This window comes from Hymenobacter lapidarius, assembly GCF_001816145.1.
Classification (GTDB): Bacteria; Bacteroidota; Bacteroidia; order Cytophagales; family Hymenobacteraceae; genus Hymenobacter; species Hymenobacter lapidarius.
The window spans coordinates 36,473-55,619 of sequence record NZ_MDZB01000091.1 but is presented as its reverse complement, the minus strand read 5'-3'; the positions used below and the strand labels follow the sequence as shown (position 1 = coordinate 55,619).

Annotated in this window: 11 protein-coding genes; 4 read left to right on the top strand and 7 right to left on the bottom strand. The window is 63.3% G+C overall.

Annotation, left to right across the window (positions count from 1 at the left end; translation table 11 throughout):
• Nucleotides 1-70: 70 nt before the first annotated feature.
• The gene (locus BEN47_RS20160; protein ID WP_083322179.1) at nucleotides 71-1,324 is read right to left on the bottom strand and encodes a T9SS type A sorting domain-containing protein; all 1,254 of its coding nucleotides are present in this window, start codon (nucleotides 1,322-1,324) and stop codon (nucleotides 71-73) included.
• Nucleotides 1,325-1,792: 468 nt separating this feature from the next.
• On the opposite strand from BEN47_RS20160, the gene BEN47_RS06475 reads away from it, so the two are divergent.
• The 4 genes from BEN47_RS06475 to BEN47_RS21990 all read left to right on the top strand — a co-directional run bounded on the left by BEN47_RS06475 (nucleotide 1,793) and on the right by BEN47_RS21990 (nucleotide 9,688).
• Complete coding sequence (locus BEN47_RS06475; protein ID WP_239691523.1) at nucleotides 1,793-4,960, top strand: serine hydrolase domain-containing protein; 3,168 nt, start codon at nucleotides 1,793-1,795, stop codon at nucleotides 4,958-4,960.
• Nucleotides 4,961-5,137: 177 nt separating this feature from the next.
• On the top strand, nucleotides 5,138-7,900 hold the full coding sequence (locus tag BEN47_RS06470; protein WP_070726436.1) for a TonB-dependent receptor: 2,763 nt from the start codon (nucleotides 5,138-5,140) through the stop codon (nucleotides 7,898-7,900).
• 163 nt (nucleotides 7,901-8,063) lie between these two features.
• Nucleotides 8,064-9,506 carry a long-chain-fatty-acid--CoA ligase gene (locus BEN47_RS06465; protein ID WP_239691522.1) on the top strand — a complete coding sequence of 481 codons (1,443 nt, stop codon included), beginning with the start codon at nucleotides 8,064-8,066 and terminating at the stop codon, nucleotides 9,504-9,506.
• Entirely contained in the window at nucleotides 9,467-9,688 is a 222-nt protein-coding gene (locus BEN47_RS21990; protein WP_239691521.1) for an AMP-binding enzyme, read from the top strand. Before BEN47_RS06465 ends, BEN47_RS21990 begins: the two co-directional genes overlap by 40 nt.
• Before the next feature lie 256 nt (nucleotides 9,689-9,944).
• Here the strand turns inward: BEN47_RS21990 and proC are convergent, their stop codons facing one another.
• The 6 genes from proC to BEN47_RS06435 form a co-directional block, all read right to left on the bottom strand.
• On the bottom strand, nucleotides 9,945-10,745 hold the full coding sequence (gene proC, locus BEN47_RS06460; RefSeq protein WP_070726432.1) for a pyrroline-5-carboxylate reductase: 801 nt from the start codon (nucleotides 10,743-10,745) through the stop codon (nucleotides 9,945-9,947).
• Nucleotides 10,746-10,922: 177 nt separating this feature from the next.
• On the bottom strand, nucleotides 10,923-11,372 hold the full coding sequence (locus BEN47_RS06455) for a hypothetical protein (RefSeq protein ID WP_139147351.1): 450 nt from the start codon (nucleotides 11,370-11,372) through the stop codon (nucleotides 10,923-10,925).
• A gap of 412 nt (nucleotides 11,373-11,784) precedes the next feature.
• A complete protein-coding gene (locus BEN47_RS06450) occupies nucleotides 11,785-12,966 on the bottom strand; it encodes an acyltransferase family protein (RefSeq protein WP_070726426.1) in 1,182 nt (393 codons plus the stop codon).
• Between the two features lie 163 nt (nucleotides 12,967-13,129).
• Nucleotides 13,130-14,473: a RagB/SusD family nutrient uptake outer membrane protein gene (locus BEN47_RS06445; protein WP_070726470.1), complete on the bottom strand. Its 1,344-nt coding sequence runs from the start codon at nucleotides 14,471-14,473 to the stop codon at nucleotides 13,130-13,132.
• A 171-nt stretch (nucleotides 14,474-14,644) separates the two neighbouring features.
• On the bottom strand, nucleotides 14,645-17,692 hold the full coding sequence (locus tag BEN47_RS06440) for a SusC/RagA family TonB-linked outer membrane protein (protein WP_070726423.1): 3,048 nt from the start codon (nucleotides 17,690-17,692) through the stop codon (nucleotides 14,645-14,647).
• Nucleotides 17,693-17,830: 138 nt separating this feature from the next.
• On the bottom strand, nucleotides 17,831-19,042 hold the full coding sequence (locus BEN47_RS06435; protein ID WP_070726421.1) for an anhydro-N-acetylmuramic acid kinase: 1,212 nt from the start codon (nucleotides 19,040-19,042) through the stop codon (nucleotides 17,831-17,833).
• Nucleotides 19,043-19,147: the final 105 nt, after the last annotated feature.

The following is a 19,147-nucleotide window of genomic DNA, read 5'->3' as shown; positions in this document are numbered from 1 at the left end:
CAGGAGGGAAGCACAAAAAAGCCCGGCATCCTTGGGAGGGCGCCGGGCTTCTAAAGCGTTTGGCTAACTGCTACTCGCGCACCAGGCGCTGGGTAGTGCGGCCGGCGGCACCGGACATTTCCAGGAAGAATGGGCCCTTGGGAACCTTCGTCAAGTCAATAGTCTCGTTGCCAGCAGCTTGGCCATTAAGCAACGTTTGGCCCAGTGCATTGAAAATGCGGTAATGAATAATACCTGCCGATGCGGGCAGTTTCATAGTGCCTGTGCTGGGGTTTGGATAAGCCAAGGCATCCTGGCTGGACCGAGCAGCCACTACGGCTACAGGCGAATAAGAAACCGTGCCGTCGGTGTCTACCTGCCGTAGGCGGTAGTAGGACTGGCCGGCAAACGGCCGGCTGTCCACGAAGGCGTACTCGCGCAGGCTGCTGCTGTTGCCCTGGCCCTTCACGGTGCCAATAGTCAGGAATGCCTCACCGGTAGAGCTGCGCTGCACCTCAAACCGGTCGTTGTTCTTTTCGGAAGCGGTGGCCCAGTTCAAGCCGATGCCATTGGCTTGGGCGGTGGCTGCAAAGCGAGTGAGAGAGACGGGCAGGGGTGAGTTATTGCCGGAACTCAACGTAACATCATCAATCAGAAGCTCGGCTTTGTTGGCTGCTGCAATAACAATACGGACAGCCACCTGAGTGCCCGCAGTAGCAGAAGAAGGAAGCGTTATGATAATCGTTGAAGGACCCGTAGAATTGGTGCCGCCAACGAGTACTACTGAAGTCGGGGTGCCGGAGTCTGACGTTTGGGTCGTGCCCATGCCAAAACCATAGATGGGGCCCCTGTCGGCAGGGCCTGTAATTTTGAGTTGAGGAGTGGCAGGAAACCCAGCTCTATTAATGTCGAGATACACTTCGATCTTGGAATTTGCTTCAAATCCCTTTCCACCGTTAGGGGCTCCTAGGCTTGCTAAAGAAAAAGTAAGCTTATTGGGGGACGTGGCGGAACCTGAGCCAGTCGCAAAAGTTCTTTCCAGAAAATCTAACTGGACGGTATTAGCGGTACTGTTGTTGTTGCCATCAAAGGCTCCGTAGGCGCCAAGTCCTGGTTCGCCGGTTATCGGGTCAAAATATCCGGTTTGGCCAACACCACCCACCAAAACGGTGGCAGTGAAAGGAAGCTCAGTTTCCGCCGGTGGGTCTGTGGTAAAGGTTTGCTTAACCCGGCTTGTTGTCTGGGCTTGGCCACTCAGCGAGCTCAGCAACAAAAGAAACCCACCCGACAATACAAGTTTGCGATAGCCGGCACGGAGATTAAAAGATGAGGAGCAGTTGAGCATGAGGTAAGTGATTTTTTTATAAAAAAAGTGTAATGCAACGAGGCGTCAGCGCTTAGTAAACAACATCGAATTGTTCCAGGCGAAACAAGATTTCAAGCTTTTATGATGAAATATGGAGCAGCTACTTGAATTCAGTCAAAAGCATTAACAAGGTAGCGCTGCATACGGCAATTGGTGAAACTGTCGTCATAAGTATTCTGCAGATAATAAATTATTTAAAATACAATTTAAAATACAAGTTGCTACTATTCAATTACTTGTGTTTGTAAATCAAGAGCTTAACTTTTTTTTGGCAAAAGCCTAAATACGTATTTATACGTAAGAACTTACTAGAAATGGCGGGGGATTTATCCCAGGCTCAGCTTTTCCCTGATGGCTCAGCCGGTCTCGTTCCCCACCCCCCCTGCGGCGCCCGGGTTGGTTCGTGGCGACAGGCGTTACTTTCGCATAGAAATCCCGCCCTCGCCCTTGTCGCTCCTCAAATCTCTCTCGCTGCTGCTATTAATGGCAGCCCCGCTACTGGCCCCGGCCCAGCGCCGCGCTGCGCCCAAGCCCAGGCCAGCGGCTTTCCGCCAACTCCCTGCGGCCGGCCCCAAAGCCCAGGCACTCAGCCGAAAGGTGTCGGCAGGACCCGCCAAGACCAAAAGAGCCGGCCGCCAGCCTGTAATGCGCAAGCCCACCGCTGGGGCCACCCCACAACCCAGCGACCCGGGCTTCATCCAGTACCTGCACTCGCCCTGGGTCGATAGCCTCATGCGGGTGCTCACGCCCAATCAGCGGGCGGCGCAGCTGTTTATGGTGGCGGCTTATTCCAACCGCAAGCGCATCGACGAAGATTCGATTTCGGCCCTGATTCAGCAGTACGGCATCGGCGGGCTGATATTTTTCCAAGGCGGGCCGGGGCGGCAGGCGCGCCTGCTCAACCGCTACCAGAGCCAAAGCCGGGTGCCCCTGCTGGTGGCCATGGACGGCGAGTGGGGCGTGGGCATGCGCCTCGACAGCGTGGTGAAATTCCCCTACCAAATGAGCCTGGGCGGCGATGTGGATACCGCCCTGCTCTACGACATGGGCACGGAAGTGGCCCGGCAGTTCAAGCGGCTGGGCATGCACGTCAACTTCGCGCCGGTGGTAGACGTGAACAACAACGCCGCCAACCCCGTCATCGGCTTCCGCTCCTGGGGCGAAAACCCGGCGGCGGTGGCGCGCGACGGCCGCCAGTACATGCGCGGCATGCAGGACGCGGGCATTCTGGCCGTGGCCAAGCACTTCCCCGGCCACGGCGACGTGGACGCCGACTCGCACCTGGCCCTGCCCACGGTGCGCGTCGACCGCCGCCGGCTCGACACCCTGGAGCTGCCGCCCTTCCGCAGCCTGATTGCGGGCGGCCTGGGCGGCATGATGGTGGCCCACCTCAACGTGCCTGCCCTGGACGCGGTGCCAGGCCCCAGCACCCTGTCGCGGCCCATCGTCACGGACTTGCTGCGCGATAAAATGGGCTTCAAAGGGCTGATTTTCACCGATGCCATGAACATGAAGGGCGTCATCAGCATGTACCCGCCCGGCGAGGCCGACGTGCGCGCCCTCATGGCCGGCAACGACATTCTGGAGTTCAGCAAAAACGTGCCGCTGGCCATCCAGATGGTGCGCGCCGCCGTGGACAGCGGCCGCATTTCGCAGCAGGAAATCGACGTGCACTGCCGCCGCGTGCTGGCCCTCAAGCAGTGGGCCGGCCTGCACCGCTATCGGCCCATCGAGACCAAAAACCTCATCCCGGACCTCAACCAGCCGCACGCGCAGTACCTCAGCCACCGCCTCACCGAGCTGAGCATGACCCTGCTGCGCAACCAGAAAAACCTGCTGCCCCTGCAGCGGCTCGACACCCTGCGCATTGCCACGCTGGTGATTGGCGGCACCGCGCGCGACACCACTGACTTCCAGAAAACCGTGGCCGATTACGCGCCCGCGGCCCATTTCCGGGTTGCGGCCACGCCCACACTCGATGAGCTCACCAAGCTGCGCGAGAGCCTGAAGCCTTACAACGTGGTGCTGGTGGCTCTGCAGGGCCTCGGCCGCCTGCCCGCCACCAGCTTCGGCATCACGCCCGAAACCAACCTGCTGCTCCGCGAGCTGGTGAGCCAGAAACAGCAGGTGGTGCTGAGCGTGTTCGGCTCGGCCTACGCCGTGGCCCGCGTGCGCGACCTGGACCGCGCCGGGGCCGTGGTGCTGGCGTACCAGGAGAGCAAAGACGCCCAAAGCCTGGCCGCGCAGGTCATCTTTGGGGGCAGTGCGGCCAGCGGCAAGCTGCCCGTTACGGTGTCGGACCGCTACCCGCGCGGCTTTGGGCTGCGCACGCCCGGCAACGCCCGCCTGCGCTACGCCAACCCCGAAGACGTGGGCCTGGACGGCCGCCTGGAAGCCCGCGTGGACAGCCTGGTGGGGCAGGCGCTGGCCGCCCAGGCATTTCCAGGGGCGCAGGTGGTCATTGCGCGGCGCGGCACGGTGGTGCTGCGCAAAAGTTACGGCAGCCAGACTTATGCCGGCTTCATAGCCAGCGCCGGTGCCGGCAGGAAATCCCAGGAGCCAGCTCCCAGCCCGAAGAACATCTCGGTGCCCCGTCCGGTGCAGGACGGCGACATCTATGACCTGGCCTCGCTCACCAAGCTCATGGCCTCGGCCCCGGCGCTGCTGCGGCTGCAGGAGCAGGGCAAATTCAGCCCCGACAGCACCCTGGGCAACTACTTCCCCTTCCTGCGCGGCACCAACAAGGAGGGGCTGAAAATGCGCGACGTGCTGGCCCACCAGGCCCGGCTCAAAGCCTGGATTCCGTTCTGGAAGGAGCTCACGAATAAAAAAGGCAAGCTGCGGCGGCGCTACTTCCGGGCCGATTCGTCGGCGCGGTTCCCGCTGCAGGCGGCCAATGGCTTGTGGGCGCGCAAAACCCTGCCAGCCCGCATTTACAAGGAAATAGGGGAGTCGCCGCTGAACGAGAAACCGGGCTACGTGTACTCCGACCTCTCCTTTATCCTGTACCCGGAGCTGGTGAAAGCCCGCACCGGGCTGTCGTTCGACGCGTTTTTGCAGCGCGAAGTGTACGGCCCGCTGGGCGCCACCACCCTGGGCTTCCGGCCCACCAACCGCTTTCCGCTCGCGCGCATCGTGCCCACGGAGGTGGACTCGGCTTTCCGCGGGCAACTGCTGCACGGCACCGTGGACGACGAGGGCGCGGCCCTGCTCGGTGGCCTCTCGGGCCACGCCGGCCTGTTTGGCAACGCCAACGACGTGGCCAAGCTGGCCCAGACCTACGCCTGGGGCGGCCGCTACGGCGGCCAGCAGCTGTTCAACCAAGCGATTCTGGCTGACTGGACGCGCTGCCAGTTTTGCCCCGACAACCGCCGCGCCCTGGCCTTCGACCGCCCGGCCGCCAACCCCACGGTGAATTCGGCCAAAGGCGCCTCGCCCGGCAGCTACGGCCACACCGGCTTCACGGGCACTTATTTCTGGGTCGACCCCAAGGAAGAGTTGGTGGTGGTGCTGCTCACCAACCGCGTGCATCCGTCGCGAAAAAACAACCGGCTGACGGAGTTGGGCGTACGCTCGGCGCTGTTGCAACTGGCCATCGAAGCGGTGCGCAAGTAGCCCGCTAGACCGCACGCACCCTGGCCTTACCAACGCCCGCAGACCTGTTTTTTTTGTAAAAACGAACTCAGTTATATGTATTGACCAAAATTATTATGCTTGCATACTATAAATTTTTTTTCAATTAGACAATAAGTAGTTAGGTTTGTGGAATAAACCCCACCTAATCCTGACGGTATGCGCCACCTCTTCGCTGGTTTTTTATTAATTCTGTGGCTGCCGCTGTGCGGGTGGGCTCAAAACGTGCAAACCGTGCGCGGCACGGTACAAGATGAGGCCGGCCGGCCGCTGCCCGGCGTCACGGTACTAATCCGGGGCACGGGCACCGGCGATGCCACCAACGAGCAGGGTGCCTTTGAGCTGAAGGCCGACTTCGCAAAAGCCCCCGTGGTGCTGGTGGTTTCGTTTGTGGGCTTCGCCGCCCAGAACATTCCGCTGAGCGGCCCCGAAACCGCACTAGTGGTGAAGATGCGCACCAGCGGCATGCTCGACCAAGTAGTGGTGTCGGCCTCGCGCATTGAAGAAAGCATTGGCCAGGTGCCGGTGACAGTGGAGAAAATCGACCAGCGCCAGGTGAACAACATCACCACGCCCGACCTCGTGTCGGGGCTGGCCCGGTTCAAGTCCATTGACGTGAGCAACTCCAGCATGCTGCTGACCAGCTTCAGCACCCGCGGCTTCAGCTCGTCGCGCTCCGACCGCGTGATTCAGCTGGCCGACTACGCCGACACCCAGCTGCCCAGCCTGAGCTCGAACTTTGGCAACCTGCTCGGTACGCCCATTCTCGACGTGGCCAGCGTGGAAGTGGTGCACGGCCCGGCCTCGGCCCTCTACGGCGCCAACGCCTTCAACGGCGTGCTGCTCACCAACTCGAAAGACCCTTTTAAGGATACCGGCCTCTCGGTGCGCCTGCGCGGCGGCAACCGCGACCTGCTCGACGGCCAGCTGCGCTACGCCGTGAAGCTCGGTGAGCGGGTGGCCTTTAAGATATCGGGCGGCGGCATCCGCGCCAACGACTTCACCGGCAACAACCTGGACGCCACCTCCAAGTTGCTTGAACCGGCCAACAACCCCGCTGGCTCCAATCTGGGCTACGACGCGGTGAGCGTGTACGGCGACGCGGGCAACACCTTCGGGGCCACCGGCGGGGCGCTGGCTGGCAAAACGGTCTTCCTGCCCGGCTTCTCGGAAGCCGACCTGATTACCGGCAACAACCTCACGTACTCCGTGAAGGTGTCGCCCAGCTTGGCGGTGAAGCTCACCGACAACATCAAGGCTACGGCCAGCTACCGCTACGCGGCCACCAATACCACTTTCCAGGCCGCCAGCCGCTACCGCATCGTGAACACCGGCGCCCAGCAGGGTAAGCTGGCCATCGAAGGTCGCAACTGGGTTGTGCGGGCTTTCCAGACCCGCGACTTTTCGGGCGGGCGCGACCCCCAGACCGATGGTTCTTATAACCTGGGCTTTCTGGGCGGAGTGCTGCAGTTGCAGCAGGCCGTGGGCGCCAACGGCCAACCCGTGGTGGACGCCAGTGGTCGCCCGGTAACCTACGCCCAGCGCTACTTCGGCACCTACGCGGCCGCTTACAACGCTGCCCTCCAGGCCAACGGCGGCAATGCCGACGCAGCCGCCCTCACGGCCCGCACCACGGCCAACACGGTGGCGCCCGTGCTGCAGCCTGGCACCCAGGCCTTTAAGGACGCCCGCGACCGCATCATACACAACCCCACGCCCGGGCAGGGCGCCCGGCTCATTCTGCGCTCGGTACTTTCCGAAGCCAGCGGCCAGTACAACTTCAACTCCGAAATCGTGGATGTGGTGGTGGGCGGCTCCTACCGCCGCTACGACCTGGGCTCTGATGGCAGCCTTCTGGAAGACACCCGCGAAAGCGGCCGCATCCGGAACTACGAGTACGGTGCCTACGCCCAAGCCAGTAGGGCATTTTTGGACGACCACCTGAAGCTGGCTGCCGCTGGCCGCGTGGACCGGTTCCAGAACTTTGGTACCGCCTTCTCGCCCCGCGTATCGGCCGTGTATTCAGTGGGCGCCGAGAAGCAGCACAACTTCCGCACCAGCTACAGCCGTGCCTTCCGCGCGGCCTCGCAGGACGCCCAGTACATCCGGCTCGACGTGGGCCGGGCCATCCTGGTGGGCAACGTGGGCGCGGGCTTCCGGGGCTATACCACCGGCTTGGCCACCCAGCTGCCCGGCATTCTGGCCCCCACCCGCGCCGCCGACCTGGCTGCCTTGGAGTACCAGAGCCCCGGTCTGAAGCTCGAAAAAGTGAACAGCGGCGAAGTGGGCTACCGCGGCCAGCTCACCAGCAAGCTCTTCGTCGACCTCGACTACTTCTACAGCGCCTACGACAACTTCATTGCCACCCGCAACTTCATCGGCAACGTGGACGGCAGCCGGCCCACGACGGCGCAGATAGGCGCGGCAGCTCCGTTCCGCTTCGCCAACGCGGCGCTGCCCACCCGCGTCATCCAAATCAACACCAACGTCGACCAGACGGTGAAAAGCCAGGGCGCGGGCATCTCGCTGGGCTACACCTTCTCGCCGGCCCTCACGGCCACCGGCAACTACAGCTACAACGCCCTCATTACGAAGGACTTTCAGCCCGGCACGCTGTCGTTCTTCAACACGCCTGAGCACAAGTTCAACCTCGGCGTCGACGGCCTGCTGCTCGAGCGCAAGCTGAGCTACAACGCCAACTTCCGCCGGGTGAGCAGCTACACCTTCGAGTCGACTTTTGCCACCGGCACCATCCCCACGGCCCACGTCGTGGACGCGCAGCTGGGCTACACCGTGGCCAAGCTGCACACCACTGTGCAGGTGGGCGGCACCAACCTCTTCGACAGCACCAACTTCCAGGTATACGGCGCGCCCAGCCAGGGCCGCATCGTGTACGCGGGCCTGCTGTTCGACATCGACTAGCTGGCGCTACGCACCGGCTGAGTAAGATTGAAACGGGGAAAGGGTGCCGCATTGGGTACTGCTTTCCCCGTTTTAATTAACCGCCTGTTTGCCGCCTAATCGGCTGAAAATGTGTGGGCCGTTGCTACCTTACACTTCTACTTTCATTCCCACCCCGCTTCCCATGCAAGGACTCATGATGACCGACCAGCTCCGCGTAGCTGGCCTTCTGGAACACGCCGCCAAGTGGCACGCCGATACCGAAATTGTTTCGCGCCTGCCCGAGGGTGGCATGCACCGCTACGGTTACGCCGCCGCGCACGGCCGCAGCAAGCAGCTGGCCAACGCCCTGCTGAAGCTGGGCATGGCCAACGGCGACCGGGTGGGCACGCTGGCCTGGAACACCCACCGGCACTTCGAGCTGTACTTCGGGGTGGCGGGCATTGGGGCGGTGTGCCACACCATCAACCCGCGCTTGTTCCCGGAGCAACTCGTCTACATCATCAACCACGCCCAGGACCGGCTGCTGTTCTTCGACCTGACCTTTTTGCCCCTGGTGGAGCGGCTGGCGCCTTTGTGCCCCACCGTAGAAAAATGGGTGCTGATGACGCCCGCCGCCCACCTGCCCGCCGCTTCTGTTATGCCCGGCCTGTGCAGCTACGAAGACCTGCTGGCTGCCGAAACCGCCGACTACGCGTGGCCCATGCTCGACGAAAACACGGCCTGCTCGCTGTGCTACACCTCCGGCACCACCGACCAGCCCAAGGGCGTGCTGTACTCGCACCGCTCCGCGGTGCTGCACGCGCTGGGCATTTCATTGCCCGATGCCCTGAGCTGCTCGGCCCGCGACGTGATAATGCCCGTGGTGCCCATGTTCCACGTCAACGCCTGGGGCCTGCCCTACGCCGCGCCGCTCAACGGGGCCAAGCTGGTGCTGCCCGGCGCCGGCATGGACGCCGCCAGCCTGTACGAGCTGTTTGAGGCCGAAGGCGTTACGTTCTCGGCTGGGGTGCCCACCATCTGGCTGGGGCTGCTGCAGTTTATGCGCGAAGGCAGCCGCAGGTTCTCTACCCTGAAACGCACTGTAGTAGGCGGCTCCTCATGCCCGCCGGCCCTAATGAAGGCCTTCGAAGAAGAGCTGAATGTGACCATTCTGCACGCCTGGGGCATGACCGAAACCAGCCCCCTGGGCACCACCAGCAGCGTGAAACCCAAACACGCCGCCCTCAGCCCCGCCGACAGCCTGGCGCTGCGCGCTAAGCAGGGCCGGCCCGTGTATGGCGTAGACATGAAGATTGTGGGCGACGACGGCCACGAACTCCCGCACGACGGCGTGGCCTTTGGCGACCTGCTGGTGCGTGGCCCCTGGGTGGTGCGCGACTATTACGGCAGCGGCACGTCCGGCGAACTCACCGCCGATGGCTGGTTCCGCACCGGCGACGTGGCCACCATCGACGCCGACGGCTTCATGCAAATCACCGACCGCTCGAAGGACGTCATTAAGTCCGGCGGCGAGTGGATTTCCAGCATCGACCTCGAAAACCTGGCCGTGGGCCACCCCGCCGTGGCCGAGGCGCCGTTATTGGGGTGCCTAGCGCCAAGTGGAGCGAGCGGCCCCTCCTGGTAGTGGTGCGCCGCCCCGGCATGGAGGTGTCGGCCGAAGAGCTACTCGCCTACTTCCGAGGCAAAGTGGCCAAGTTCTGCGAGCCCGACGCCGTGGAATTTGTGGAGCAATTGCCCCACACAGCCACCGGCAAGCTGCTCAAAACGCAGATTCGCAAGGATTTTGCGGGCTATTCGGTGGCGTAAGGTGCATTACAACATTTCAGAATAGGACCGTGATGCTGAGCTTGTCGAAGCATCTTTGCCGCACCTCCTGTCATGCTGAAGAAGGAAGCATCTTATCAGGTTAGAACAAATCGTTCCGCTGTGAGAAGGTCTTCGCAAGCTCAGGATGACAGGAGGCGCGGTAGAGATGCTTCGACAAGCTCAGCATGACCGCCCAGGGACTTTCTAACAGTTTCGATGAAACATAACCAGGCATAAAAGTGGGCTGCCTGGATTTCTACTTGCCCAGTTCCTCCGCCCGGTCGCGGGCAGCGCCGGCACCGGCCATCAGGCCTTCGCGCACTTGCCCGGCCCCAAAAGCCCGCATGGCGGCTTCGGTGGTGCCGCCTTTGGAGGCCACTTTGGCAATCCAGTCGGTGCAGCTCAGGCCCGATTGGGAATATAGCTCCACGGCGCCCCGAAACGTCTGGCTCACCAGCAGCTCGGCTTCGGCGGGGCTGAAGCCCATGGTGGTGGCCGCCGCCATTAGGGCATCCATGCAGTAGTACACGTAGGCCGGGCCGCTGCCCGAAATGGCCGTAGCCGCGTCAATGGCAGCTTCTTCTTCCACGTATACCGTTTTGCCGGTGGTGCTGAGCAGGTTTTGCACTTGCACCAGCTCGGCGCGGGTCACGGCGTCGGTGCTGGTAAAGGCCGTCATGCCCATGCCGATTTGGGCGGGCAGGTTGGGCATGGCCCGAATGACTTTGGGCGTGCCCAGGGCCTCGCGCAGCGTGGCAATGCGCACCCCGGCCATGATGCTGAGCACCACCTGCTGGGGCTGCACCAGGCCGCGCAACGACTCAAAAAGCGCGGGCGAATCCTGTGGCTTCACGGCCAGGATGAGCAGGTCGGCGCCGGGCACGCACTCGCCGGGGTGCCCCCACACCGTACCGATTTCGTGAATGGTCAGGGCCGGCACCCGCTCGGGCGAGCGGGCCAGCAGCCGCAGGTCGAGCCGAGAGGTGATGTGCGCCCGCACGAAGCTGCGGGCGTAGGTCAGGCCCATGTTGCCCCCGCCGATGATGAGAATTTTCATGGTAGACTCGCTGGCTGCCTGATATATGCGATATGCGCAAACTCCTTAAAGCGAGTCAAATGCCACTAAGTAATGAGCTTTTGGGGTTTGGCAGATGCTGCCAAACTACTAATCTGAGCTGCCACTGCCACTGCCACTGCAGAGCAGTACGCAGTGACAGCTGTCAGCCAGGAGTTGCTACAAGGTATCGTGGTAAGCTAATAACTCCACTACGTCTGCCTCTTTGTCCAGCTTTAAGCGCTTCTGCTGGATGAAAGCGGCCGTAGCCGTGGCGTGGGCGGGGCCCAAAGCAGCCAGCACAGCTGCTTCGGCAAGGGCAACGGGGGCCAGGTTATTGTCCGGTGTCCTAATAAAGTACGTGGTGACCACACGCTGGCGCAGGGCGGAGTTGCGGCCCCGGGCGGCGTTATCTGAAACCATGCCCACGGAGCGGCGGCAGAGCAGGGCCGCGCGCCCGGCGTCGTAGCGCACCTCAAAAAAGGCTAGCCGCAGGGCAGGATTCTCGATGCGGGCGGTGAGGTAGCGGCGGTAGATACGCTGAGTCCCCAGAAGCGAGTCGCCTAGGGTGAATTCCCGGATATTGTCTAAGTCGACCTGAGCAGATTCGCCGGAGGGCAAACGGGACACGAGTTTGTTGAAGATAAGGTCGTACTTGAGCCAAGGGTGCATGGCTGGGCCTGCGTAGGGCTGTACGGTGCCGCGCGTCCAATACGGCAGCATGTGGGCGGAGGAGGGGTCCGTAAGAGCGCCAGGGCCAGTGGTTGGGGCTGGGCTCTGGGTAGTTGTCCGGGCGCGTGAGGGGGGGTCTGGGCTTCCGGTCGGCCGTGGGCTAACTCCCCCTACGGATTGACCTGAGGGCAGGAGCTTTTCAGGCGTCATGACGCCTCGGCTAGTTAAGTCCTGTGCCTGAGATATTTGGGAGATGAAAATCCCCAGTGCTGGTAGAAGGTAGAGTCGCATTGCTAAGAAGAAAAGGATGAAAGGGAGTGTTCAGTAAATATATGTAAGGAAACGGCTAGAATGATGACAACTCAGGAGTTTACACCTTCAGTACTACATTTTTCTTATACATCCAGCTCAGAATAAAATACCAGATGATGATGAGCACGACCGCGCCCACCAGCGAGGCCGCGCGCGGGTCGGTGAAAAACGGCGCGATGCCCCATTCGTAGAGCCACTCTTTCAGCCCCCCGGTTTTGCCCGTTGGCCCGGTGAGTTTGAACAGCCCGAAGGTGCGGGACAGCAGGGCCGACAGGCAGAACACCAGAATGGCATTGACGCCGTAAACCAGTGCCGGTTTGGTCCAGGCGCGGTAGCCCTGCACGTCGCATATCCAGTAGAGGGCCGCCAGCCCTGCCATGGCCAGCCCGCCGGTGTACAGCACGTAGGGGCTGGTCCACAGGGCTTTGTTGATGGGGAACCACGGGGCCCATACCAGCCCCAGGATGGTAACAGCGCCGGCGGCTACAAACAGCCAGGCCACTTTGGCGGCGGGCTCTTGGTCGCGCCGCCGTAGCCACTGGGCGGTGAGGCTGCCCAGCAGGCCCGTGCCCAGCGCGGGCAGCGTGCCCAGCAGGCCTTCCGGGTCCCAGGTCTTGCTGGATTTCCAGAGGTGGGCTTCGCTAAATACCAGCCGGTCGAGCCAGGCGCCGAGGTTGGTGGCGGGCTCCAGGTTGGCGGGGCCGAAGCCGGGTACGGGCACCACCTGCATCAGCACCGCGTAGCTCACCAAAAACACCACCACCAGCCACGCTTGGGTGCGCCAGCTGGTTTTCAAAAAGATGAAGCCACAACCCAGAAAAACCAAGGCAATTCGCTGCAGCACCCCCATGATGCGCACCACCGAGAAGTCGAATTTGGGGTAGAGCGACAGCAGCAGCCCCAGCCCAAACAGCACCGCCGCCCGCCGCGCCACGCGCCACAGCACTGGCCCCTGCGGGCCGCCCTGCTGCTTCACCCCATCCAAAGCATACACCAGGCTCACCCCCACAATGAACAGGAAAAAGGGGAAAATCAGGTCCGTAGGTGTGCAGCCGTTCCATTCGGCGTGCTCGAAGGGCGGGTAGATGTGGCCCCAGTCGCCGGGGTTGTTCACCAGTATCATGGCCATCACGGTGATGCCGCGGAAGACATCCAGCGAAACGAGGCGGCCGGGCTGCGAGGCCTCAACCAGCGGCTGGGCCCCCGTGGTGGCCACAGCAGCTTGGGTAACGGTATTCATGGGCGGCGAGCTGGGAAAGGAAACGCTGCTAAGGTCGGAATTCGCCGGGTATTGGAGGACAGTCCCGCGCCGTCTGTCATGCTGAGCGCAGCGAAGTATCTTATCGCCACTGAGCGAGTCGTTTTCACGTGACAGGATGCTTCGCTGCGCTCAGTATGATAACCTAAATAGCCGGGTCGGCTGGGGTATTGGTGTTATTCACCCGCTCCTGCTGGGGGTAGGGGTAGAAGTTGCGGCTGCGCTCGGCCAGGCTGGTGGGCGGGGCGGGGCGGCCGAAGCGGCGGCTGTCCTCCAGGCGCTGGCCGCTCAGAAACAGCTCGGCGCTGCGCTGCTTGTACACTTCCAGCAGCAGGGCATCCACAGTGACGGGGCCGGCGTAAGCGGGCAGGTTGGGGTACACGTTCCACGGGTCGCCGGTGGTTTGGGTGCGCACGGCGTTGATATCGACGAGCGCCGCGGCAAGGTCGGGCGTGGCCTGGCGCAGGTTGGTTTCGGCCCGTATGAGGCGCATTTCGTCGGGTTGGTAAGCCGGGATGTCGCTAGTTTGGGTGAGGAAGAACCCGGCCAAGGTGCGCACATTATCGGTGCTGCCGTTGTTGCGGTCCACCACCACCGGCCCGCTCAGGAAAAACGCCAGGCGACCGTCGCCGGGCTCTACCAGAGCGGCGGGCAGGCCAAAATTGTCGCGCGGCCGGAAGTTGGCCCCCGCCAGCGTCGAGTTCTGAAAAATGGGGTTCGGCAGTTGGTTGGAGTAAGCAAAGGCCGAACGCACGGTCAGGGTCACGAGGTTGGCGGCGGCGCGGGCGGCGGCGTAGTTGCCGGCCCGTAGGTTGAAGCGGGCGCGGTAGGCCTGGATGGTGTTGGGCAGGTTAAAACCGGCGCCCAGCACCTGGGTGTTGAAGTCGGCCGGGGGCGCGTTGCTGGCAAACTCCGTGGCCGCCAGGTCGAGTAGGCGAATGGCCTCGGCCAGCAACTGTGCGCGCGGCACGAAGGCGGGCGCGCCGTCGCTGGCCGTGAGTGGGCCCTGCTCGAAGCCCTGGGCCACGCCGGCCAGCGCGGCGGCCTTGAACAGGTAGGCATTAGCGAGCACCGCGCTGCGGGCGGGGGCGTCGGCGGCCAGCACGCCGGGCGCGGCGGCAATGAGCTGGTCGGCCACGCGCACCACGCGGTAGTTGCGGGCAAACAGGGCCGTGGTGTTGGCGTTGTTGGGCGAAAGCTGGGCGCCGCCCTGCTCCACCTCCGTAACGTTAAAAAACGTGGTGACGCCCTTCACCTCGCGGGTCGTGGCCCCGGTGGTGAGGATAATGGGCTCCAGCGCCGAGGTGGAATACGCCTGGCGCAGGCCCACACTAAGGGCAAACAGGCCCTCGCGGGTGGTCAGGGTTTGCACGTCGTCGCCGGCGTTGGGGTTGGGCAGGTCGAGGCTGCAGGCACTGGTGGCCAGTAGAGCCGCCCCGAGCAGGAACTGGGCGGCCAGGCGGCGCGGCCGGGTGAAGATGAAATTCATATCAAAAGGAATGTCGAAGTGTAAAATCAATATTTTGTCCGTCATGCTCATCTGGCGTCCGTGGAGTCGAAACCTCTCTGCCGCATTAGTAATCAATGCGGCTGCAACCAAGCGGTAGAGATGCTTCGGCTCCGCTCAGCATGACGTTCTTTTTTAGCTGACCTCGCTGCTCTAAAACGAGGCGTTGAAGCCCAGCGACACGGCCCGCGGAATGGGCACCTCCACGAAATCGAAGCCGCGCACGGCGTTGCTCTGGCCAGCGGCGCTCACTTCGGGGTCGTAGCCGCTGTACTTGGTGAACACCAACAGGTTGCGACCGGCCAGCGAAAGGCGCAGGTCGCGCAGGCCCAGCAGCTTGGGCGTGAGGCGGTAGCTCACCGAAGCCTCGCGCAGCTTCACGAAGGAACCGTCCTCAATCCACTTATCAAACGTGTTGTAGGCGGCAATGCTGCTGCCCTTGGCCACCTCGCCGCGCAGCTCGGGCTCGTAGCCGGCCAGGCCGCCAAAGATGTCGCGGGTGCCCACGCGCTTCGTGAAGTTGAACACGTCGAAGTCCTGCTGGGTGTCAAACTGCACCCGGAATACGAGGTTGCCCTTCAGCAGCTCCACTTCGTTGATAAGCGAGGCCACGTAGCGCGGGTTGGGGTTGCCGAGCACGCCGTTGAGCAGCGTGCCGCTGGGCTGGCCGTCGGCGCCGCGCAGGGGCACATTGGGTGCCCCAAACGTGCCCTGAGTGCCGCGCTCGCGCTGGGGCAGGCCGCCAGCCGTGAGCAGCAGCGAGCCGTCGGGCCGGCGCGCCGAGTACGTGCCGTAGTACGTGCCCAAGGGCCGGCCCTCCACGGCCGCCACCAGCCCAAAGCCGTCGGGGAAGGTGAGCAGGCCGTTGGGGATGTTGGTAATGCGGTTCGTGTTGTGGGTGAAGGTGGTGGTCACGGTCCATTTCACGGCCGCGCTCTGCACCGGCGTGCCGCGCACCAGCAGCTCCACGCCCTGGTTGCGCATGTTGCCGATGTTGTCGAAGCGCGTGGTGAAGCCGCTGCTCAGGTTCAGGTCGCGGCGCAGCAGCAGGTCGGTTACTTTTTTGTCGTAATACGAGAACTCGATGCCCACCCGGCCGCCAAACAAGCCCAGGTCGGTGCCGACTTCAAACTCGGATTGCCGCTCCGGGCCCAGCACCGAGTTGCCCTGCAACGTGGACGTGAGCAGGCCCGGCAGGGTGCCCGCCACCACCGGCCCGAAGTTGGTGAACCGGTCGTAGGGCCCAATGGCGGTGAGGTTGCCCGCCTGCCCGTAGGAGGCGCGCAATTTCAACTGGGGCACGAGGCGCGCCAGCGGCCCGTCTTTCCAGAATTTCTCCTCCGATACCACGTAGGCCACGCTGGCCTTGGGGTAATACTGGGTGCGGTTGCTGGGGCCGTACACCGAGGCCACGTCCACGCGCAGGGCCCCGGTCAGAAACAGCCGGTTGCCCAGGCCCAGGGTTTGCTGGGCAAATGCCCCGCGGATGCTGCGCTCCGAGCGGGACTCGCTCGCCACGGCAATGCCGCTGCCCGTGGTTTGCACAATGGGGGCCAGCGTGGTGCTCACAATGCCGGTGGCGAAGCCCTGCTGGTACTGCAGCGTGCCACCCACGGTGGTGGTGCTGGCCAGCCACTCCGTGAAGTCGCGCCGGTAGCTGGCCGTCAGGTCGTTGTTGACGAGAATTGTGGTTTGGTCTGCGCGGCGGGCGTAGCCGGCGGTGTAGGTGGGAGCGGTGCTGCCAGTGGGAATAAAGCCCGTAGCCACCTGCGTGCTGGCGTCGTAGCCCAGCACATAGTCGAGGGTGAAGCCCTCAAACGGCGTGAGGTTCAGCTGCGCGTCGCCGATGAAGCGAGAGGTGCGTTGGCGGAAATCGAAACGGTTGATGGCTTCCAGCGGGTTGGTGCGGGCAATGCTCAGGGCCGTGCTGGGGTAGCGCCCGGTAGCGGGGTCGCGGCTGGGGTCGATGAAGTTGTTGGAGAAAATGAAGCCCGTGAGTGCGCCGTAGGCCTCGCTGATGCCGCCATTGGGCACTTCCTTGCTCTGGCTCAGGGTGTAGTTGGCGCCCACGCTCAGGCTGGCCTTCGAGCCCAGGGTTTGCTGCAGGCGCACCCGGCCGCCGCCCCGGCTGAAGTTGGTGTTGTCCACGATGCCCTGGTTGCGGAAGTAGTTGCCGGAGGCAAAATACTTGGTCGCGTTGGTGCCGCCGCTCAGCGACACGTAGTCGTCGGTGCCCACGGCGGTCCTGAAAATCTGGTCCTGGTAGTCGTAGCGCGTCACCGGCACCTGGCTCAGGTCGGTGGCCACGGTATTGGTGAAGCGGAAGGGGTGACGGTTAACGTCCAGCTTCTTGCGCAACTGCGACACCATGAACTGCGACGACACCGTAATCTGCGGGGCCCCGTCGCGCCCGCGCTTGGTGAAAATCTGCACCACGCCGTTCGAGGCCCGCGAGCCGTAGATGGCCGCCGCCGCCGCGCCCTTAATCACCTCGATGCGGTCCACGTCGTTGGGGCTGATGTCGACCAACCGGTTTTGGGCGTAGCCGCCTAGGTCGAGCAGCTGGGGCGAGTCGTTGTTCACAATTACCCCGTCGATGATGTAGAGCGGGTCGGAGGAGCCGGCCACGGTGCTGGGCCCGCGCAGCCGCACCGAGATGCCGCCGGCCGGGTTGCCCGAGTTCTGAGTAATCTGCACGCCCGCGAACTTGCCCTGGAGCGCTTGGTCAATCTGGGTGGGCACCACTGTGCGCAGCTCCTCGCCGCTCACCGTGGCAATGGTGTTGCCGAGCTGGCGCTTGCTGGTGGCCACCGAAGTACCGGTCACCACCACTTCGTTTAGACCCACCCGGTCTTCGGTCAGCCCCACATCCCCAACCGCTACGGTGGTCTCGGCGCCCAGCGTTACGGCGCGGCGCACGGGCCGGTAACCCACCGAGGAGATTTCGAGCTGGTAGGTGCCAGGGGAGAGGCCGGCATCAATGGCAAAGCGCCCGTCGGCGCCCGACGAGGTGCCCACTACCGTATTGAGCAGGCGCACCGTGGCGCCCGGCAGGGCATCATTGGTCGCATCGGTTACCCGGCCCTGAATGGTGTAGCGGGTGTTTTGAGCCGCCGCCGGCTCACCGAGCAAGAGGACAAGCGCCGCCAAAAAGCTCAGAAAGTAGCCCGGCAGGCCACGCGAATTGTAGGGGTGGGACATAGAAAAAATGAAAAATGGGTGGAAATGCTACTGGTGCTTTGGCTACTCAAATCGTAATGTACATAATTCAGATTATGCAATATATTCATGGTCGGCAAAGCGGGTTGTCTATGCTTATGCCTTCTTGATTTTCGGGCGTCAGCCCGGAAAGGAAATCTTGCCCATGCTCACCGCGGGCACCCGCTGCCGCCCCGCCCCAATGCTGATAGGCTGGCCGGCTACCGCTTCGTTGGCCAAAACTGCGAACAAAATGGCTTCTTTCGCATCGCCGGGCACGCCCAGCGCATCGGTGCTCCCAAAGCGGGCTTCGGGCAAGTGGCGGCCCAGGGCGGCCAGCAAGGCCGGATTGTGCGCCCCGCCGCCGCTGGTATACACGGCCGCCGGAATGGCCCGCTCCGCAAAAGCCGCCCGCACGGCCCGGGCCACGCCCACGGCACTCAGTTCGGCCAGGGTGGCCAGCGTGTCTTCCAGGCGCAGGTGAGAGGTGCCGCTGCGCTGTTGCGCCTCCGCCAAAAAAGCTGGGCTGAAGAGCTCCGGGCCAGTGGTTTTGGGCAGCGGGGCAGCAAAAAACGCATGGTCCAGCAGCGCCGCCAGCAGCCCTTCGTGCACCTGGCCGGCTGCTGCCAGCCGCCCGTCCTCGTCGTACTGCAGGCCGGGCCGCTGGGCGCGCACCGTGGCATCGAGCAAAGTGTTGCCCGGGCCGGTATCGGTGCTGAAAGCGGTGCTGGCATCGCCGCCGGCGCGGGGCAGGTAGGTGAAGTTGGCAATGCCGCCGAGGTTGAGGAGCAGGCGTTCTTCGTCGGGGCTGCTGAGGAGCAGGAAGTCGCCGTACGCGGCCAGCGGCGCACCTTCGCCGCCGGCGGCAATATGCTTCTGGCGGAAGTCGCTGAGGGTGATGATGCCGGTTTCGACGGCCACGTGGTCGCCATCGCCCAGCTGCAGGGTGGCGTTGCGCGGGAAGTCGGCGCGCTGGTGCTGGTGTTGCGGAGCGTGGTACACCGTCTGGCCGTGGCTGGCAATCAGGTCAATTTCGGCGGGTGCAATGCTCCATTCGCGCAGGCAGTCCAGAATGGCCGCGGCATGCAAGCTGCCCAGCCAGGGGTTGAGCAGCGTGAGGTACTCCAGGCTGACTTGCTCCCGGGCAAACACGGTGCGGATGCGCGCCCGCGTGTCATCACTATAAGGAACGGTGCGGAACTGCTCCAGCACCAGCTGCGTGCCCGGCCCGTGGCCGGTGAGGCGGCACAGCGCCACATCCAATCCATCAAGCGAGGTGCCCGACATAAGGCCGATGATGCGGCGGCTGGGCTGGCTGGCTATCTGGTGCAGGCGGGCGAGGTAAGGGTTCATAGGGTGGGGTTTAGCTTTCCCGCAGAGGGCGCAGAGGAAGGCGCAGAGGTTCGCTGAGTCGTTCAGAAAGCAATCCGCACTCTGCGGACCTCTGCGCCTTCCTCT

Coding starts and splice junctions, on each gene's coding strand:
- BEN47_RS20160 (WP_083322179.1), bottom strand. CDS start 1,324: ATGCTCAACTGCTCCTCATCTTTTAATCTCCGTGCCGGCTATCGCAAA.
- BEN47_RS06470 (WP_070726436.1), top strand. CDS start 5,138: ATGCGCCACCTCTTCGCTGGTTTTTTATTAATTCTGTGGCTGCCGCTG.
- BEN47_RS06440 (WP_070726423.1), bottom strand. CDS start 17,692: ATGTCCCACCCCTACAATTCGCGTGGCCTGCCGGGCTACTTTCTGAGC.
- BEN47_RS06435 (WP_070726421.1), bottom strand. CDS start 19,042: ATGAACCCTTACCTCGCCCGCCTGCACCAGATAGCCAGCCAGCCCAGC.
- BEN47_RS06465 (WP_239691522.1), top strand. CDS start 8,064: ATGCAAGGACTCATGATGACCGACCAGCTCCGCGTAGCTGGCCTTCTG.
- BEN47_RS06445 (WP_070726470.1), bottom strand. CDS start 14,473: ATGAATTTCATCTTCACCCGGCCGCGCCGCCTGGCCGCCCAGTTCCTG.
- BEN47_RS06450 (WP_070726426.1), bottom strand. CDS start 12,966: ATGAATACCGTTACCCAAGCTGCTGTGGCCACCACGGGGGCCCAGCCG.
- proC (WP_070726432.1), bottom strand. CDS start 10,745: ATGAAAATTCTCATCATCGGCGGGGGCAACATGGGCCTGACCTACGCC.